Genomic DNA, 17,165 nt, shown 5'->3' with positions numbered 1-17,165 from the left:
ACGGTACAATGCCAAAAATGAAAACCACTTCCAGTGCGAAGAAGAGATTCAAATTCACTGGTTCTGGAAAGATCAAAAGAAAGCACGCCTTCAAAAGTCACATTTTGACCAAAAAAGGAACAAAGCAAAAGAGAAATTTGACACATTCTGGTTTAGTTCATAAAGCAGATGAAGCAAATATCAAATTGCAACTGTGCGTAAAGTAAATTGATCGCCAGGTTAACGTTAATTTAGTAACAACACCCGGAAATTGAGTTTAAAGTTTCTTAAAAGAAAGGACACCAATTTCCAAAAAACGTAAGTAAAATGCCAAAAGCAACAAATTCAGTAGCAGCAAAAGCTAGAAGAAAAAAGGTCCTTAAGGCCGCCAAAGGTTACTTTGGAAGAAGAAAAAATGTACACACTGTAGCGAAAAATGCAGTTGAAAGAGGTATGCAGTTTGCATACATCGGTCGTAAACAAAAGAAAAGAAACTTCAGAAGTCTTTGGATTCAGCGAATTAACGCAGGAGTTAGAGAGTACGGAATGTCTTACTCTGAGTTTATGGGTAAAATAGCAAAAAACAACATCGAATTGAACAGAAAAGCATTAGCTGATTTAGCAATGAACAGTCCTGAAGCTTTTAAAGCAATCGTTGAGAAAGTAAAATAGAATTTCTATTGATAAACTTGAAAAGCCTGATATTTTAAATGTCAGGCTTTTTTTATTAAATTAGTTCCATGAAAAAGAATTCGATACTACTTCTTCTATTTGTATTTTTAGCCACCACATTCAATAGTTGTAAGGACGATAAAGACGATGATAAGAACAATCCATCAGTTATACTCGGAGATGCTGCCCAAGGATATTTAAAAGCGACAATCCCTTCATTAGAAGTTCAAGTAGACTTTGTCACCGGATTCAAACCTAATAATCAAACCATAATCAACCTTAAGAACTTCTTAGCTCAGCGATTGAATAAGCCTGGTGGAATTACAATTAATCAAAGGGAAATTCCTTCTTCTCAAAGCGAAAAATATACAATCGAGCAAATAAGAACACTTGAATCAAAGAATAGAACCATCACCTCTTCTCCTTCTAAAATGACAGCATATGTGGTCTTTTTGGACAATGACTACATAGAATCCCAAGGGAACCAAGTGGTATTAGGAGTAGCATATACTTCTACCTCATTTGCCATATTTGAAAAAACGATTAAAGAACTCAGTGGTGGTTTAGGTGAACCATCGGAGACTGTATTGGAAACAGCAGTAACGGAGCACGAATTTTGTCATTTATTGGGTTTGGTTAATGTAGGTACTCCAACAACCTCCAATCATCATGACGAGGCGAATGGAGCGCATTGCTCTAACAATGATTGCCTGATGCATTTTTCCATTCAGACGGGTACCTCATTGGGAAATATGTTAGGTGGAAATATACCGGAACTAGATGCTGATTGTATTAAAGATCTTCAAGCGAATGGTGGGAAATAGTTACTCACCATTTTATATTTTGAAATGTTAAATTGACATTGTAGTTTTATTCTATGGAACAACAGCCCAACAATCCCCTTCATGGAATCACCTTAGTATTTATTCTTGAATACCTTATTGAAAATAAAGGATGGGATGAGATGGCTGAAAACGTGTCAATCAATTGCTTTAAAAGCAATCAAACCTTAAAGTCTAGCCTAAAATTTTTAAGAAGAACCCCGTGGGCTAGAGAAAAAGTAGAAAACTATTACCTCTATTGCATCAAGAAAAAAAGACATGCTTAAACGTATAGAAATACTCTTATTGGTTAGTGCGGTAGTTGCCATCAACCTACACCTTTTGTTATGGTCAGGCGCTGAATTGATCAGCATCATCTCTTTTTCGGGTTTAGCCCTACTCTATCCGTTTTTATCAATGGCACTTTTCTTGGACGAAAATCAAAACATTAGCATCACATCGATGCTACCAGGGTTAGTTTTCTCGATTGCATTGGTTGGACTAATGTTTAAACTGCAAATGTGGCCAGGTTACCAAGCTAATTTAGCTATTGGTGCATTGGGACTTATTGTGCTCGTTATCTATTCCTATACTTTAAAAGATAATAATCAGATAGTAGGTTTCAAAGTACTTCGTAAACGTGCCATACCAATGGCTATCATAGTCATTATTGCACTGATATTGCCTAATTATGCATGGTTAGAAACAAAATATAGCGAATATCCTGAGTACATAGAAGCAGTTAAACAGTTGGATAAAAATCCGGATGATTTACAATTGCAACAACGAATTGATTCTCTACAAAACCATCAGTTAAAATAATTTTAAATCATTCATTATGAAAAAAATAATTATCATCCTCATTCTATTGGCTTTATTAATATTTGGTGGTTTTCAGTATATGATGTATCAAACTAAACAAGCGAGTCCTGAGCAAGTGGAAACTTATTCAAAAAATGGCACCACATTAAGTGTATTTTATAGTAGCCCTGCAAAACGTGGTCGACAAGTAATGGACAGCTTAGTTCCATTTGGAAAGGTTTGGAGAACGGGAGCAAATGAAGCCACTACTTTCACAACAAATAAAGTTATTGAAATTCAAGGAAAAGAACTTTCAACAGGAACTTATACTTTATGGACGATTCCAAACGAAGGTGAATGGGAAGTTATTTTTAATAGTAAGTCATACGGATGGGGGTTAAATTGGGATGGAACTTCACCTCGGGAACCTGAATTTGATGTATTAAACATTATAGTTCCAAGTGAACAAATGGATCAATTTCAAGAACGATTTCAAATTCATTTTGAAGAAGATGTATACCTTACAATGTCTTGGGAAAAGACCAAAATAAAAGTACCTATCGCATTATAGAGCAGCTTTTTCATTTTTTTTGTGTGGAGGTTAAGTGATAGCTGAAATAAAAAAGGTAAATTACTTCTAAATTAATTCAATCTAATGGCTACTGCTTTTGATTCTTTTCGTTCTATTAAGAACAACGAAAGACTTCGTATAAAACGAGGCCAATATTTTCGATTGAAATCTGAATTAATTAAGGCCACTAAAGAATCCAATCTCAATGGAGAAACAGCAACTCCCGAACAGATGCGCCAATTGAAATTGAAGATCAAACAACAATTGACTGAAGAGCGGAAAAGAAAACAGAAAATAATTGTAATCACTCTCATTACTACTTTATTTATTTTATGGGGATTAAGCTTCCTATTCGTTTACTTCTTCTTTTCTTGAAACAAAATCATTAATTTAGGAGAACACTCCTAAAAAATAATGTTATGTCTAGATTTCAGCGATTACTTCTTGGATTATCTTGCTTGCTTTTTATTTCCAATGCTACAAAGGCTCAACTAATGGTAGGAAATACTACTATTGATACCACAACCATTATTAGCGGTCTTAGCACTCCTTGGGAGATTATTTATGGGCCTGACGACTACATTTATTTCACAGAGAGAATAGGGAGATTCAATCGAATTGATCCCTTAACCAAAATCAATAAAGTGATATTGGATTACACTTCCACAGTGAATCAATTTGGTGAAGGTGGACTCTTGGGAATGGTGCTACACCCGAACTTCCCTGCAACCTCAAAAGTGTATGCAGTTTATAATTACGGCACCAACAGTGCGGTTAAAGAGCGATTGGTCTCTTTTGATTACAATACAGCTCAAGATACTTTAACAAACGAAGTAATTCTTTTGGATCTAATCCCCGGAGCGATTAATCACAATGGTTCTCGACTACTTATAGAAAATGGGTTCCTTTTCATGACAACTGGTGATGCGGCAAATACTTCTACCGCTCAAAATATAAATTCACTGAATGGTAAAGTACTGCGACTGAATTTGGACGGAAGCATTCCGAATGATAATCCAATTGCAAACAGTCCTCTTTGGAGTTGGGGACATCGAAATCCACAAGGACTATTCTTAGCAAATGGATTTTTATATAGCTCTGAACACGGCCCCAATAATGATGATGAGATTAACCTTATCAAAAAAGGTCGTAATTATGGATGGCCAAATGTTGAAGGTTTTTGCAACACCCCTAATGAGCAAACCTTTTGCACTGACTCCAATGTAGTTGAACCTTTGTTTGTATGGACTCCTACAGTAGCCACTTCCGATTTGGTTTATTACGACCATCCTGCGATTCCTGAATTCCAAAATAGTCTATTGTTAACGACTTTAAAGGACGCTACTTTGCATCACCTTCCACTAAATGCTACGAAGGATGGTATCACTACTGATAATGAATACTTCGTCAACTTTTGGGGAAGACTGAGAGACATTGCTATCGGTCCAAATGGAGAATTGTATATTGCCACCAATAGTGGATCAAATTCCATAATACGCATTAAGAACCCTAACTATACCAATGTGCCGGAAAATACATTTGGTAACGAAGCGCTAAAAGTATTTCCAATTCCCAGTTCTAATTTCATCACAGTGGAACTCAACCCCAATATTCAATTTACCAATTATCAATTGTATGATTTAAAAGGGCAATTGGTGCAGGAAGATACAATCTCGGGAAACACATTAATCATTCACAGAAAGTCAGATTATGAGGGTGTTTACTTCTTGAATGTAAAGACATCGGCAGGCGCTTATACTCGGAAGATTGTATTCAAGTAATTTAAACTCAAAAATCTCCATTTTCTTGAAACCAATTTGGTTTAACAAAGGTTAACCTCTGTTTCGATTCCTTAGCAAAATATATAAAAGTTGTATTAGTAGTTTTGAAACTCAATGTAAATCCATTTCAACCTAATGATACCAATCAAGAAAAATACAATCTTGAACTTCTTCCTAGCAGTTTCGTCTTGTATGCTTTTGATACTATCACCATGTGGGGTTAGAAACTCTATTCAGGAAATTTTGGAAGTGGAAACCACACAAACCTTTAATAAAAGTAAATCCTCGGTTAGCAATTGTAATACTCAATTAAATGAGTCCTTCGCTATTCAATTAGAGAACCGATCAGCAAATCACACTCAAGTTTCTATGTGGTTCTTGCTAGTGTTCATTGGATTGATTCCATTTGCTGCCAATCAGAAACATTCTAACTTATATCTACTTCCCATTTCAAAGGAAGTCAAGGTTCCTTTCTATATTTTATATAAAAGATTAAAGTATCAGCTACATTAAACACTGATTTTCAAAACACTTTATTCTAATTATATAAAATTTTACAGATGAAAACAAACACTCCTATCCTGCCCGATAATGGAGCAGGACTATTTACATTATCTTTACGTTTGGTCGTTGGATGGACCTATTTTTCAGCATTTTGGAGAAGATTAATATTAACAAATAAGTTAGATCCCGAAGCAGCAGGTTATATTGGAGAAAAATTCAATCATTTTCTGCCGAATGCGCTTGGGATTAAACCCATCATTCAACATTTAGTTGAAAACCCTGATGCACTTTGGTGGGCAATGGCTTCTTTTACCATCATCGAAGGAATAGTTGGGTTATTTATGATTTTTGGTCTATTCACAAGAGCCATGTCTGTTGCAGTTTTTGGATTGGCAATGGGAATTTTATTAGGATCCGGATGGTTAGGAACAACTTGCTTAGATGAATGGCAAATTGGGATTCTTGGTTTAGCCGCAGGTTTTACACTATTCTTTACAGGAAGTGGACTTTATTCCTTTGACTACTTTCTGATTAAAAAGAAAGCTTCAATCGTCAATTCTAAATGGTTTCCATGGATTGGCTCTGGAACATTACCAATGCAACAAACGATACTCAACAAAGTCGTTTTAATAGGTTCTTTAGCAATACTATTCATCACTCTTTTTACTAATCAGTACTTCCACGGCGGAGTATGGGGTACTTTGCACAATAAATCAGTCAAGCCCATTGTAGAACTCTCAGAGGTAACAATAATTGACAATCAATTGTCATTTCAAGTCTACCGGGTAGAAGGTGTTGATGTATATGGCTCTTTCTTAATTAAGGTAGAATTAATCGATCAAAAAGGAGATGCTGTTTTAAAATTAGATGGTAATGATTTGGCACGATTTACAACTGAGCAAATCGATAATCGATATGTTGCCAAAGTTAAACCGGGGAAACACAGTATGATTATCCCATTGGGTGCTAAGGCTACATTGTCTATTCCAATCAATGAAAATTTAAATTCAAGTACTTACACTTTAAAATTAACCGATATCAGCGGAATTGAGTGGAGTAGCATCATTCAATTATAAATTAACTTCTAAATAGCCGTCTTTACAAGAAAGGCGGCTATTTACTAGTATACAAATATGAATTACATTTCCTTTATCATGCGAAAGGAAACGATTGCTAAACCGATTCCAACAACTCCTACCACTGACCACACTATTACAGGATTATCAAAAAGCGAATCGGGCTTGATCTCTTCTTTTTGAGACAATAGCTCTTTAACTGTTTGATGATTGATAGTTGTTACGTTTGAGCTAATTTTCTCCTTAAACTGCACAATGTCGTATGAAGGGTAATCAAGTGTCTCATCTCCAAATTTCAAGAAATACACTTGAGACGGAACTAATTCTGCAACAATGTATTTATTCAGATAGGAAGCAGTAATTCCTTCTATCCTAAGCGCTTCATCATCCCCATTCTGTATTTCTATAAATAGAGATTCTGTTTTTGTTGGTCGAATTTCAATGGTATTCTCTCTATTAGAATTTAAATTATTACTTCCAATGTTCTCAAAATAAAGCTGTCGTTTCTTCTTTTTTGTTCTTCTCTCCTTATCTACCTTAACTTCTGCATTTCTTGAAAAGTACTCAGGTTCGATTATATTAAAACCAAGTCGTTCGATGTACATCGGTTGTTGAAACATCACTTGAAAAGTTGTTTTCCCTAAACTGTCTTTTTTACTTGTGATTGGACACTGAAAACTAGTCACTATCCCTTTGTTCAATTGAGAATCCTTGTAGCCAATTTTTAGAATATTAATGGGCAATTGATTCTTATCGTTCATCTCCAACTTTAAGAATTCATAATCACTCAAAGGAAAGTTAAGTAACTTAAATTCTGAAGTTTCAGTTGTACTCTGCATGGAATGTAATAGGTAGTCTTCCTTGATTATAAACCAATTCTCTCGATCATTACTTCCACTTAATCGAGCCCTTTTTCTAACATCGGTATTCTTAACAACAACAGTGATGTTATCCATCTTCTTTTTAGCCGAATTATGAAAAACTACTGCAGAACTAGAATCAGAAATCATGGTTTTTTCCAAAATTTCATAGGAATTAAAACTAGACGATACCTGTCCTTCCTTCTCCTTAGTAACAAAATATGGAATTTCTTTCCCTTCTGAATCTACTAATCTTAAATCAGATTCATCGGATTGGATTTGACCTAATAGTTCAGGAGACAAGGCTATTTTGTAGTACGCTGTTTCACTAACAGGATCTACTTTAGCTTGAAATTTAAACTCCTGAGAATAGCAGTTGACGAGAATAAATAAACAAAATAGACTACTAATTCTTCTTTTCATGGTCATCGTCTTGAATAATAAATTTGAGTTTTTGGTATAGAAATGAGATCAGTAATAAAATCACTCCCAGCAAGATAAAGGATATAATCTTACCCGTTGAGTTACCTGCCAAATCATAAAAGAACAGTTTTATGATTGTAATTGAGAACAAAACTAAAGAGGCAATACGAAGGGTTTTTATTCGGTACTTCATTCCTGTAATCATAAGAATAAGTGCTGAAATGGCCCATACCACTGGATATACCGACTTTAATGCTACACTGTATGCTTCAGCACTACTTAATTCAGATCCTAATTGATAAATCACCGATAAATGACCTATTTCAATTGAAAGAGTATACACCCCAATAAAGGCAACGATTCCCCATACAATCTTTGCATAGTCTGATTGATATCCAAAATAAGTCAGTTGACTTTTAGCTAGTTTGAAGACTATAAAAATGAACAATCCCAATAAAAGGTAATGCCAATAAAAAGCGGAATAATCAGGCAGTAGCTCTCTAAGAACATTGACTTGTACAAGGAAAAAAGTAAGGTAAGCTGCAATTGCAATTCCTGAAGCGAGATTTACAACTAAAGCTAGTCCCTTTTGTGGTTTAAATTGATTCAATTGCATTAAACCAATCACAAATAAGTAATTATAGATTCCCAAAAGCACTAATCTAAAAGCATCCAAATACTCAGCCCGAACCAATTGGTAGTTCAATTCAAACAATATCGATAAGTATAAAATAGAAACCAATCCTACTTGATAGAAACTTCTCTTCCATGAAATAAAAACTACACCGATAGTCAACTTCTCATCATTCAGCAATAATTTTGAAGTTCCCCACAATGAGAACAAAGCAAAAATAGATGTAATAAATACTTTATTGAAAACGATATTCAATACGATGTACTCTCCAATTGGAGTATAATTCTGTTGCCAATCTATCGCTAGACTAATGACCATCAATATCGTCACAAGTATCGATGTTCTGCGTATTATTGTCAATTGAGACTTATTGGCTAACCAAAGTAAAAGAACAGCTTCGACCGCCCAGAATAATGTGATGTAATTTCCTTCCAACTGAATCGGTGCAACCAAACTCACGAACGTCAAAACCAAACCTATTAGTAAAAACAATAGGTTTTTATCGATTCCTTTTCGCTTATAAAGTGTGAAGGCAAATACAAAGTTAAATATGGCAACCAATGCAGTGAATAACCCGTTAAAGATACCATCCTTATAATCACTAACAAGGCTTAATCCAAATCCAAAGTACATTGCTGAGTTACTTAGTAAGAGAATTATTTCTGCCGCTTTGAACTGTCGTTTATTCGCCACATTATAGACAACATTCATTAAGAAGAAAATCAAATAAAACGCTGCCAGAAAGAGGAAAAATGTCAGTCTTAACTCTTCCTCGCTTCCTAAATACTTTGAAAAATAGGCCCCTATATAAATGAGGTAAGTAAAAGCATAAGCCAATTTATTGATGATGTTCCATTTCTTAAAGTAAACGAGCGCCAGAATTCCCACATCTAGAATAAGAATGTAAGTAAAAAGTACAGCGACGTTTCCTTCTCCAGTACTCAAAAAGAAAGGAGTGCCAAAACCTCCTAATATGGCCAAAATCGCTAGTATTTTATTGTCGTATGCAACTGACAACAATACGCCAAATGCGGTTATAAAAACCATAATTATGAAAGCCGCTTTTTGTGGTATAATGGCATATTCATGGAAGGCTAAAGCTATCGTAAAGTAGAGCACAGCTAACGCTCCACCTATTAATACAGAACTAAAAGCGGTAAAAGACTTTCTAAGATAATGCGCTAAAGCTACCATTCCACCCCCGATAAGAACACCAATTCCGACTCGCATCGATTCCGTGATGACCTCATTATCGATTCCTAACTTTACTAAAAAGCCCATCCCTATCACGAAAATGACGATCCCAATTTTACTCAGTAAATTCTCTCCTATGAACTTCTCTAAATCAGGGTTCCGTTCCATAAATGATGGCTTTGGAGGCTGAACCACTTTAGGAGGAGCTTGATGAATTGGTTCTTTTACAATTGGAACTATTGGCTTTGGTTCTATAGGCTGAACAATTTCAGGCTCCTTTTTATGCTCAACAACTGTTGGTTTTGCTTCAAAATACCCTGTCGAGACTTCAGGTTTTGGAGTAACAATTACTTCTCGTTTTTCTGTTGGACTTGGCGTAGGGTTCTTTTCCGGTTTAGCCTCAAATGAAGCACCAAACTGTTTTTGCTGTTTTAGTAATGCATCAATTTTGGAGTTTAATTTCCCAATTTTACTGCCTTGCCTAACAACAATTATCAGAATAACGATTACTAAAATAAATATTAGTCCTTCCATGTTTTAGGGTTACGCAACTTCAAAAGTTGCTAAATAATAAAGTACAAAATAACTCTATTTTTTGAATTTCCTTACGTTCACATTTTACTATATTTAAGGATTGTAATTTCTTAAATCATCAAAGATTTGGCAGGAGAAGGTTCTATACAAAGCATGATAACTTCACTTAAGAACAATAAAATAATCTTAGGTAGAAGAAGAACGACTCTATTTGAGAACAAACGCAGTATTTCTGAATTGAAAGCCATCTATGCTAAGAGACAGACTTCAAAGGAAAAAGAAATCTCTGAGACTGAAAGGCAATCGATTCGAAATTAAATTATAGCTGAAAACAAACGCGTTGTAGCAATAAAAATTACGTTATTCAGCATCGTCGGTTTATTGACCTTATTCATTGCCGTAAAATTTATTCAAAGTTCAGTAACTAATTATGATATTGAATCTGAAAAAATAATCGATCATACAAAAGGATATGAAGTTGCTATGGAATTAGGGAAAAGAAATCTAACCCACAAGGAGTCATTCTTTGCAATCGGATATTTTAAGCAAGCACTGAAACATCAACCGAATGATAGCATAGCTGTTCGATTACTCGTAAAAAGCTACTATCAATTGTGCAATGGAACTATGGAAGGCTGTGAAGGAATAAAGAAAGAATTGGATAGCTTGAAAAAGGAATATTTATACATCGATTAACCACCAATAAATCAAAGGCTTCGAAAAATACTCAAAATAATTCGATTCAATGATCTGAAAAATACGATAGTGCGAATCAAACAGTATTTATCAATTGGTCCATTAACCAATTGTTAAATTATTCAGGACATCCTTCAACCAGTCAACCGTTTCATCTGATAACGCGTTAACTTCAGGAGTTTGATTCTCTTCTGCTGTTCGAACAAAAATGGTCTTCATCCCCAATCGTTTACCAAACTGTAAATCGGTAATGGTATCACCAACCATAATGCTTTTCGAAAAATCTATTTCTGGAAAATCTGCTTTGGCTTGATTCGCCATACCACCTTCAGGCTTTCGGCATTTAGAACCCGTATTGGCCAATTCTGGACAATAATAAATTCCATCCACATGAGCACCAGACAAAGCCAATTCAGCATGTAGTTTATCATGAACAACATCTAATTGCTCCGCAGTCATTAATCCTTTTCCAATTCCTTGTTGATTGGTTACCACCACCACTCTTGCAAATAACTCATTGAATTCAGCTATCGCATCAGCTACAGCGACTTCTAAAATCAATTGCTCTGGCTCCATGACATAGCCTTTCGGAATCCGCTCGTTGATTACTCCATCTCGGTCCAAAAACAAGGTCCAGGTTTTATCGATTTTAATCATTGTTTTTCAGTTTTTTATACAAGTCCTCAAATGCTTTTACCAACAATGGCCAACTGTATTTTTTCTTCTCTACAGCCATATTCGATTTGAATTCTTCCTCTCTATTCTCACTAAAATATCTACCAATAGCCGCCGCTAAAACTTTCGACTCTGGCTCCACTACATAACCGACCTTCCCATCAGGAATCATTTCTTTCAATCCACCTACATTGGTCACAATCATCGGTTTGTTGAAATGATAAGCCACTTGAGTCACGCCACTTTGCGTCGCTGTTTTGTAGGGTTGTACCACTAATGAAGCTGCATTGAAATAATTGGCCACTTCATTATCTGGAATATAAATAGCTTTCAATGTAATGCGATCGGTTAAATTCAATCGCTTAATTTGTTCGTGATATTTATCGGAATTGGAATAAAATTCTCCTGCAATAATCAATCGGATACTTGGATCACTCAACTGATCATCTGCGAACGCATCCAACAAAATATCCAGTCCTTTGTAATCGCGAATCAAGCCGAAAAATAGCATGTATTTCAAATTGGGATCCAAGCCTAAGTTTTTGCACGCTTCTTCCTTGGTAGTCACCAAACCAAAATTATCAAAAATAGGATGCGGAGACAATGCCGTCGGTAAATCACGAAAAGTCAATGCGTCATCCAATACCTTTTGAGTCATAGCAACTACAGCATTTACTCCATTTAAAAAGTAACGTGTAAATAAGTGGTCTCCTATTCGCTTTTCATGCGGGATTACATTGTCCGCCAAGCAAACCACTTTAGTATGTCCATTCGATATGATTCGTCGGATGATTGTTCCCAAACTCGGTCCCATAAACGGCAGCCAATAGCGCACAATCACTAAGTCGGGTTCTTCTTTATTTATGCGGTTTCCCACTGTTAGCCAATTCAATGGCCAAATAGAATTTATACTTCGATTAATTTTTACACCTTTCGGTGGTTCACTATCTGAAAATTGAGTTTTCCCTGGAAATAAGAACCCCGGATATTGTAAGCTAAACGTTTCAATACTTGTTTCATAACCATGTGCGATAAACTCCTGAGCTAACCGATCATTGTATGTCGAAATACCGCCTCTGTATGGGTGTGCAGGTCCAATGATAACGACTTTCTTAAGCGATGAATCTAACATTATAATGAATCCTTACAATTCGGTTTCTATCTTATAAGTATTTCTCGTTGGAGAGTTTCTTGAAGTCAATTCAGCCAAGTAACCAGCTAAAAATAATTGTGTTCCTAAAATCATTGCGGTTAAAGCAATGTAAAAATGAGGGGTATCGGTTACCAATCTTGCTCGAATACCTTGTGCTAGAAAGTACAGTTTCTCACCACCAACAAATAAGATTAATAGAAACCCAAGCATAAACATTAGCGTACCTAACAAACCAAAAAAGTGCATTGGCTTTTTTCCGAATTTTCCAATAAATGTAATGGACAATAAATCCAAAAATCCATTGACAAATCGCTCTAAACCGAACTTAGTCGTACCATATTTGCGCTCTTGGTGCTGCACGACTTTCTCTCCAATTTTTGTAAAACCCGCCCATTTTGCAATGGCTGGAATGTAGCGGTGCATTTCTCCATACACTTCAATGTTCTTTACCACATCGTATTTATAGGCTTTCAGTCCACAATTAAAATCGTGTAAATAAATGCCAGTCATTTTTCGAGTGGCCCAGTTGAATAGTTTCGTTGGAATCGTTTTCGACAATGGATCGTATCGTTTTTGTTTCCATCCTGAGATTAAATCAAAACCATCTTTGGTAATCAAGTTATACAATTCTGGAATCTCATCTGGACTGTCCTGTAAATCAGCATCCATCGTAATTACTACGGAACCATTTACGGCTTCAAAACCTACATTCAAAGCAGCAGATTTTCCGTAATTCCTTCTAAACTTAATGCCACGAACAGTGGTCGGATTTGCAGCCTTCAGGTTTTCAATCACCTTCCAGGAACCATCTGAACTACCATCATCTATAAACATTACTTCGAAAGAGAAGTTATTCTCCGTCATCACCTTCTTAATCCACGCAAACAACTCCGGAAGAGACTCTTCCTCGTTTAGTAACGGAATAACTATTGAAATATCAACCAACTGACTTCTAAATTTTAATTAAATGATCTATATTAATCTTCTTCAAAAATATTTTTACTCTTTTTTAAAATCGCAGAAATAATTAAAACGATAATACCTCCCCAGATTGTAGACCAAACAATACTCATTAGTTGCTGAGCTGGTTTAAAAGAATCCTCAAAATGATCAAATCCATTCATTGTTTTTTCAATATCCTCATCTGAACCTCCGAAACGTTCAATTAATTCTGTTGTATCTCTAATTATAAACTCTTTCATTTGAAGTGCTAAACCAGGATCAATAACATTATGAAGCAAAATATTAAAAATTGTACTTATGATGTAGGCACTTAAGAATGTAATAATTAAAAAACCAAACATTTCTTTTATAGTAGCAAAACCATTATTAGACTTTCGAAATTGAAACCCAGAAATAACTAACAATACGAGAAATCCAATCACAGATATTACCCCTAGCCACCACTTAGTAAGATATTCAACACCTGCAATATACACTAACATTGTAAATGTAATTTGAATTAATCCTATTACTAGTCCGTGTATTAATGCATCCTTAGTATATAATGTTTCTGATTCCATGGTTTTCGTTCTGTTTGTTAGAAAACAAATATAAAATTTAAATCCCATCCATAGAAAGAAAATTGACAAATCATTTGCGCGATTCATGAGAATATGCCTACTTTTGCCGCGGGTAAGTCTTATACGACCAGCTCCTATTGAATCCCCCAGGTTCGGAAGAAAGCAAGGGTAGATGGTTGAGCGGTGCGATGTAAGTAGCTTACCCATTTTTTATGCACTATTGTTAACATCTTTTTTTGAAAAAAGGGGAACGAAATTTTACCTTTGAACAAACAAAATTTATACTCATGAAGTTTTTTATCGACACTGCAAATCTAGATCAAATTAAAGAAGCTCAAGAACTTGGAATCTTAGACGGCGTTACTACTAACCCATCTTTAATGGCCAAAGAAGGCATCAAAGGAGACGAAAAAGTAAAACAACACTACATAGACATCTGCAACATTGTTGATGGTGACGTAAGTGCTGAAGTTATTTCTACAGACTTTGCAGGAATGATTAAAGAAGGTGAAGCATTGGCTGCATTGCATCCTCAAATTGTGGTAAAAGTGCCAATGATTAAAGAAGGTGTGAAAGCAATCCGATATTTTTCTGACAAAGGAATTCGTACCAACTGTACGTTAATTTTTTCATGTGGACAAGCATTATTAGCAGCTAAAGCAGGTGCTACTTACGTTTCTCCATTCATCGGAAGATTGGATGACATCTCTACAGATGGTTTGAACCTAATCGACGAAATCAGATTAATTTTTGACAACTACGGATACGAAACTCAAATTTTAGCAGCTTCAGTTCGTCACGCCATGCACATTATTGACTGTGCTAAATTAGGCGCTGATGTAATGACTGGTCCATTAAGTGCCATTACTGCATTATTGAACCACCCATTAACTGATATTGGTTTAGAGAAATTTTTAGCTGATCACGCAAAGAATAGCTAAGAGCTGAGTAATTTAATTAAAAAGCAGTGTTGATTTCTCAACACTGCTCATAATATCTAGTGATTCTTTAGCAATGCACCCAAACCCCAATATTCCCGAGTATACCGGAAAAATTAGCTCCTGAAGAGTTTGAAAGTACCATTGAAACTGCACAAGCTTGACCATTACAAATCCAACAACCTTTATCATTTCCAAAGTTCCCATTACTATTGCTTCCATTTGCAATATTAATAGCTAATAAGATGGAGTTAATTTCTGTTTCTGTCAAGTTTAAATTTCCAACAACCTGCAATTTTTGTTCCAATTCTTCGCCTAAATTAACAATTAATTCATCAATGTCAGATTGAGAAATTTCGTAACCTGCATTCGCAACTATTGAATCATTGTGGCTATCAATAAAATCAGTGTAAATTGAAGATTCAGTAACATTATCCTTAAATTCAAAAAACAAAGCTTCTACCGCAACTTCAGCCTCAGTTTTTTCTCCTGACTTATCGTATTGTGTAGTCCCACTCTTACTATTTTGACCAGTTGAATAATCCTGATTACTAGATTGTGCAATACTTGAATCTTCTTTCTCACAACCAATAGCTAAAATACCTATAGATACAAAAAACAATACTTTTCTTAATACTTTTTTCATTTTAAATTTCATTTGTAAAAAACCGCTTTAGAATTTTTAGGAGTTTCTAAAACTTGCAATATTGCCAACTTTTCTCCGAAAAACTTATCAATTTAAATATGTCTAATCTATATTTTATTACCAAAAAAGTTGGCGACTTTGATTAGAATATTTTTTTTCATTTATAACTAATTAAATTTGCGCCAAATATATTAAAATGTTTTAGCTTTTTATGTTAACTAACAATTAAAATAAAAACCTTTAGCGGTTATTTATGACTGGTCAGTGGATTTTAATATATAGCTCTTGATATTTCTTCCCTTTTGTTTTAGCTTGACCCAAAATGAAAAAAAAGTCAAGGATTATATGAAGGTTATCCCATCTCCAAAAAAAAGTTAATTCCTAAAAATGGCCTTTGGGGAATCCGTTTGAAAAGCGTAATTTTTACCTGCTAAAATTGTAGAATTATGATAATTAAATTATACGATGAAAACATCGATCCAAGACAGTTAAAATTGATCATGGAGTGCCTGAAAGACGGTGGTTTAATCATTTATCCAACCGATACAGTTTATGCCTTAGGTTGCGATGTACTCAATAAAAATGCCGTTGAAAAAGTGGCACAAATCAAAGGAGTTAAAGTAGAAAAGGCAGACTTCTCTTTTGTGTTTCACAACTTGAGCCACATTTCTGACTACACCCAGCAGTTCGACACTTCTATTTTCAAACTACTAAACAAAGCATTGCCTGGCCCTTTTACATTTATTTTGCCGGCTAATAAAGCGGTTCCTAAATTGTTTCACAATAAAAAGAAAACCATCGGTATTCGTGTGCCAGACAATGGAATCACTCGCACCATTATTAGTGAATATGGCAATCCATTAATCTCTACTTCTATTCACGATGACGATGAAGTCATTGAATATACTACCGATCCAGAATTGATTCACGAAAAATACGAGGATAAAGTGGACATTGTGATTGATGGTGGATATGGAAACAATGAAGCGTCCACAGTAGTAGATTTAAGCGATGGCAACATCACGATTTTAAGACAAGGGTTAGGAATTCTAGAGAACTACATTTAAGATGAAAAATACATTAACAGCGGTTATTTTTGGTATCGCTATCATTGCTGCAGCCTATTTATTAGGAGATTCATTTATCAATCGAAATGCAAAAAGCAAAGTGCTTTCCATTACAGGTTTGGGAGAAACAGACTTTACTTCTGACTTAATCGTTTGGGAAGGAAATTTCCAAAAAGAGAATGTCAACCTAAAAGCTGCTTATGCCGCTTTGGCAGAAGACAAAATTGCTGTTCAAGAGTATTTAGTGAGCAAAGGTATAGGTGCTGAAAACATTGTTTTTAATGCAGTGAACACCGGTGAAAATACACAAGCCAAATACTCCAATGATGGACGTTATATCGGTCAAGAATTTTTGGGCTATGTGCTTTCTCAGTCCATAAAAATTGAATCAACTGACGTGGAAAGAGTGGAGAAAATTTCACGAGAAGTGACAGAGTTACTGAACAAAGGAGTTCAGTTTTACTCTCAATCGCCTCGTTATTACTATACCAAATTGGCCGACTTAAAAATTGAATTGATCAAAAAAGCCACTGAAGATGCTCGAATAAGAGCTGAAATGATTGCTTCTAACTCTGGAACAGATTTGGGAGAATTGAGCAACGCCAATATGGGAATTT

At 35.2% G+C, this 17,165-nt stretch carries 21 protein-coding genes and 1 other RNA gene; 15 read left to right on the top strand and 7 right to left on the bottom strand.

Annotation, left to right across the window (positions count from 1 at the left end; genetic code table 11):
• Window positions 1-8: 8 nt before the first annotated feature.
• The 9 genes from rpmI (at window position 9) to ACTB0X_RS04925 (ending at window position 6,205) form a co-directional block, all read left to right on the top strand.
• On the top strand, window positions 9-206 hold the full coding sequence (gene rpmI / locus ACTB0X_RS04965) for a 50S ribosomal protein L35 (protein WP_160634260.1): 198 nt from the start codon (window positions 9-11) through the stop codon (window positions 204-206).
• Window positions 207-306: 100 nt separating this feature from the next.
• Window positions 307-651, top strand: a complete 345-nt coding sequence (gene rplT, locus ACTB0X_RS04960; RefSeq protein ID WP_160634259.1) for a 50S ribosomal protein L20 — start codon at window positions 307-309, stop codon at window positions 649-651.
• A 68-nt stretch (window positions 652-719) separates the two neighbouring features.
• Window positions 720-1,475, top strand: a complete 756-nt coding sequence (locus ACTB0X_RS04955) for a membrane metalloprotease (RefSeq protein ID WP_463023887.1) — start codon at window positions 720-722, stop codon at window positions 1,473-1,475.
• Between the two features lie 53 nt (window positions 1,476-1,528).
• Window positions 1,529-1,759 (top strand): VF530 family protein, encoded by a 231-nt coding sequence (locus ACTB0X_RS04950; RefSeq protein ID WP_463023886.1) that lies wholly within the window; start codon window positions 1,529-1,531, stop codon window positions 1,757-1,759.
• Window positions 1,752-2,294, top strand: coding sequence for a hypothetical protein (locus ACTB0X_RS04945; RefSeq protein ID WP_463023885.1), 543 nt, complete (start codon window positions 1,752-1,754; stop codon window positions 2,292-2,294). The genes ACTB0X_RS04950 and ACTB0X_RS04945 overlap by 8 nt, the downstream gene beginning before the upstream one ends.
• Window positions 2,295-2,310: 16 nt before the next feature.
• Entirely contained in the window at window positions 2,311-2,844 is a 534-nt protein-coding gene (locus ACTB0X_RS04940; RefSeq protein ID WP_463023884.1) for a DUF2911 domain-containing protein, read from the top strand.
• 84 nt (window positions 2,845-2,928) lie between these two features.
• Window positions 2,929-3,219, top strand: coding sequence for a hypothetical protein (locus ACTB0X_RS04935; RefSeq protein ID WP_463023883.1), 291 nt, complete (start codon window positions 2,929-2,931; stop codon window positions 3,217-3,219).
• A 44-nt stretch (window positions 3,220-3,263) separates the two neighbouring features.
• Entirely contained in the window at window positions 3,264-4,625 is a 1,362-nt protein-coding gene (locus ACTB0X_RS04930; protein WP_463023882.1) for a PQQ-dependent sugar dehydrogenase, read from the top strand.
• Between the two features lie 560 nt (window positions 4,626-5,185).
• Window positions 5,186-6,205 (top strand): TQO small subunit DoxD, encoded by a 1,020-nt coding sequence (locus ACTB0X_RS04925; RefSeq protein WP_463023881.1) that lies wholly within the window; start codon window positions 5,186-5,188, stop codon window positions 6,203-6,205.
• 62 nt (window positions 6,206-6,267) lie between these two features.
• Here the strand turns inward: ACTB0X_RS04925 and ACTB0X_RS04920 are convergent, their stop codons facing one another.
• Window positions 6,268-7,488 (bottom strand): hypothetical protein, encoded by a 1,221-nt coding sequence (locus ACTB0X_RS04920; protein ID WP_463023880.1) that lies wholly within the window; start codon window positions 7,486-7,488, stop codon window positions 6,268-6,270.
• Complete coding sequence (locus ACTB0X_RS04915) at window positions 7,472-9,850, bottom strand: DUF2339 domain-containing protein (protein WP_463023879.1); 2,379 nt, start codon at window positions 9,848-9,850, stop codon at window positions 7,472-7,474. Before ACTB0X_RS04915 ends, ACTB0X_RS04920 begins: the two co-directional genes overlap by 17 nt.
• A gap of 153 nt (window positions 9,851-10,003) precedes the next feature.
• Between ACTB0X_RS04915 and ACTB0X_RS04910 the strand changes: the two genes are divergently transcribed.
• Together ACTB0X_RS04910 and ACTB0X_RS04905 are read left to right on the top strand one after the other, a co-directional pair.
• Complete coding sequence (locus tag ACTB0X_RS04910) at window positions 10,004-10,168, top strand: hypothetical protein (RefSeq protein WP_463023878.1); 165 nt, start codon at window positions 10,004-10,006, stop codon at window positions 10,166-10,168.
• A 63-nt stretch (window positions 10,169-10,231) separates the two neighbouring features.
• A complete protein-coding gene (locus ACTB0X_RS04905) occupies window positions 10,232-10,546 on the top strand; it encodes a hypothetical protein (protein WP_463023877.1) in 315 nt (104 codons plus the stop codon).
• Window positions 10,547-10,648: 102 nt separating this feature from the next.
• Here the strand turns inward: ACTB0X_RS04905 and ACTB0X_RS04900 are convergent, their stop codons facing one another.
• The 4 genes from ACTB0X_RS04900 to ACTB0X_RS04885 are packed head-to-tail and all read right to left on the bottom strand — an operon-like array spanning window position 10,649 to window position 13,897.
• Window positions 10,649-11,203 carry a D-glycero-alpha-D-manno-heptose-1,7-bisphosphate 7-phosphatase gene (locus ACTB0X_RS04900; RefSeq protein ID WP_463023876.1) on the bottom strand — a complete coding sequence of 185 codons (555 nt, stop codon included), beginning with the start codon at window positions 11,201-11,203 and terminating at the stop codon, window positions 10,649-10,651.
• Complete coding sequence (locus tag ACTB0X_RS04895) at window positions 11,196-12,353, bottom strand: glycosyltransferase (RefSeq protein WP_463023875.1); 1,158 nt, start codon at window positions 12,351-12,353, stop codon at window positions 11,196-11,198. The genes ACTB0X_RS04900 and ACTB0X_RS04895 overlap by 8 nt, the downstream gene beginning before the upstream one ends.
• A 12-nt stretch (window positions 12,354-12,365) precedes the next feature.
• Window positions 12,366-13,319, bottom strand: a complete 954-nt coding sequence (locus tag ACTB0X_RS04890) for a glycosyltransferase family 2 protein (protein WP_463023874.1) — start codon at window positions 13,317-13,319, stop codon at window positions 12,366-12,368.
• Window positions 13,320-13,351: 32 nt separating this feature from the next.
• Window positions 13,352-13,897, bottom strand: a complete 546-nt coding sequence (locus ACTB0X_RS04885; protein ID WP_463023873.1) for a DUF4199 domain-containing protein — start codon at window positions 13,895-13,897, stop codon at window positions 13,352-13,354.
• 110 nt (window positions 13,898-14,007) lie between these two features.
• On the opposite strand from ACTB0X_RS04885, the gene ffs reads away from it, so the two are divergent.
• Together ffs and fsa are read left to right on the top strand one after the other, a co-directional pair.
• Window positions 14,008-14,105: signal recognition particle sRNA small type (gene ffs / locus ACTB0X_RS04880), an RNA gene on the top strand.
• 79 nt (window positions 14,106-14,184) lie between these two features.
• The gene (fsa, locus tag ACTB0X_RS04875; RefSeq protein WP_463023872.1) at window positions 14,185-14,838 is read left to right on the top strand and encodes a fructose-6-phosphate aldolase; all 654 of its coding nucleotides are present in this window, start codon (window positions 14,185-14,187) and stop codon (window positions 14,836-14,838) included.
• A 67-nt stretch (window positions 14,839-14,905) separates the two neighbouring features.
• Here the strand turns inward: fsa and ACTB0X_RS04870 are convergent, their stop codons facing one another.
• Entirely contained in the window at window positions 14,906-15,481 is a 576-nt protein-coding gene (locus ACTB0X_RS04870; protein ID WP_463023871.1) for a hypothetical protein, read from the bottom strand.
• A gap of 446 nt (window positions 15,482-15,927) precedes the next feature.
• Here ACTB0X_RS04870 and ACTB0X_RS04865 point away from each other — a divergent pair, with 446 nt between their 5' ends.
• Window positions 15,928-16,548 carry an L-threonylcarbamoyladenylate synthase gene (locus ACTB0X_RS04865; protein WP_463023870.1) on the top strand — a complete coding sequence of 207 codons (621 nt, stop codon included), beginning with the start codon at window positions 15,928-15,930 and terminating at the stop codon, window positions 16,546-16,548.
• 1 nt (window position 16,549) lies between these two features.
• The coding region (locus ACTB0X_RS04860) for an SIMPL domain-containing protein (protein WP_463023869.1) at window positions 16,550-17,165 on the top strand (616 nt) is incomplete at its 3' end.

The organism is Acidiluteibacter sp. (assembly GCF_055129545.1).
Note: the sequence above shows the minus strand (reverse complement) of the source record. Positions and strands in the feature narration are given on the sequence as shown.

What these genes read in the sequence shown, in the direction of transcription:
- rpmI (WP_160634260.1), top strand. Translation starts at nt 9, where the DNA reads ATGCCAAAAATGAAAACCACTTCCAGTGCGAAGAAGAGATTCAAATTC.
- rplT (WP_160634259.1), top strand. Translation starts at nt 307, where the DNA reads ATGCCAAAAGCAACAAATTCAGTAGCAGCAAAAGCTAGAAGAAAAAAG.
- ACTB0X_RS04955 (WP_463023887.1), top strand. Translation starts at nt 720, where the DNA reads ATGAAAAAGAATTCGATACTACTTCTTCTATTTGTATTTTTAGCCACC.
- ACTB0X_RS04950 (WP_463023886.1), top strand. Translation starts at nt 1,529, where the DNA reads ATGGAACAACAGCCCAACAATCCCCTTCATGGAATCACCTTAGTATTT.
- ACTB0X_RS04945 (WP_463023885.1), top strand. Translation starts at nt 1,752, where the DNA reads ATGCTTAAACGTATAGAAATACTCTTATTGGTTAGTGCGGTAGTTGCC.
- ACTB0X_RS04940 (WP_463023884.1), top strand. Translation starts at nt 2,311, where the DNA reads ATGAAAAAAATAATTATCATCCTCATTCTATTGGCTTTATTAATATTT.
- ACTB0X_RS04935 (WP_463023883.1), top strand. Translation starts at nt 2,929, where the DNA reads ATGGCTACTGCTTTTGATTCTTTTCGTTCTATTAAGAACAACGAAAGA.
- ACTB0X_RS04930 (WP_463023882.1), top strand. Translation starts at nt 3,264, where the DNA reads ATGTCTAGATTTCAGCGATTACTTCTTGGATTATCTTGCTTGCTTTTT.
- ACTB0X_RS04925 (WP_463023881.1), top strand. Translation starts at nt 5,186, where the DNA reads ATGAAAACAAACACTCCTATCCTGCCCGATAATGGAGCAGGACTATTT.
- ACTB0X_RS04920 (WP_463023880.1), bottom strand. Translation starts at nt 7,488, where the DNA reads ATGAAAAGAAGAATTAGTAGTCTATTTTGTTTATTTATTCTCGTCAAC.
- ACTB0X_RS04915 (WP_463023879.1), bottom strand. Translation starts at nt 9,850, where the DNA reads ATGGAAGGACTAATATTTATTTTAGTAATCGTTATTCTGATAATTGTT.
- ACTB0X_RS04910 (WP_463023878.1), top strand. Translation starts at nt 10,004, where the DNA reads ATGATAACTTCACTTAAGAACAATAAAATAATCTTAGGTAGAAGAAGA.
- ACTB0X_RS04900 (WP_463023876.1), bottom strand. Translation starts at nt 11,203, where the DNA reads ATGATTAAAATCGATAAAACCTGGACCTTGTTTTTGGACCGAGATGGA.
- ACTB0X_RS04895 (WP_463023875.1), bottom strand. Translation starts at nt 12,353, where the DNA reads ATGTTAGATTCATCGCTTAAGAAAGTCGTTATCATTGGACCTGCACAC.
- ACTB0X_RS04885 (WP_463023873.1), bottom strand. Translation starts at nt 13,897, where the DNA reads ATGGAATCAGAAACATTATATACTAAGGATGCATTAATACACGGACTA.
- fsa (WP_463023872.1), top strand. Translation starts at nt 14,185, where the DNA reads ATGAAGTTTTTTATCGACACTGCAAATCTAGATCAAATTAAAGAAGCT.
- ACTB0X_RS04870 (WP_463023871.1), bottom strand. Translation starts at nt 15,481, where the DNA reads ATGAAAAAAGTATTAAGAAAAGTATTGTTTTTTGTATCTATAGGTATT.
- ACTB0X_RS04865 (WP_463023870.1), top strand. Translation starts at nt 15,928, where the DNA reads ATGATAATTAAATTATACGATGAAAACATCGATCCAAGACAGTTAAAA.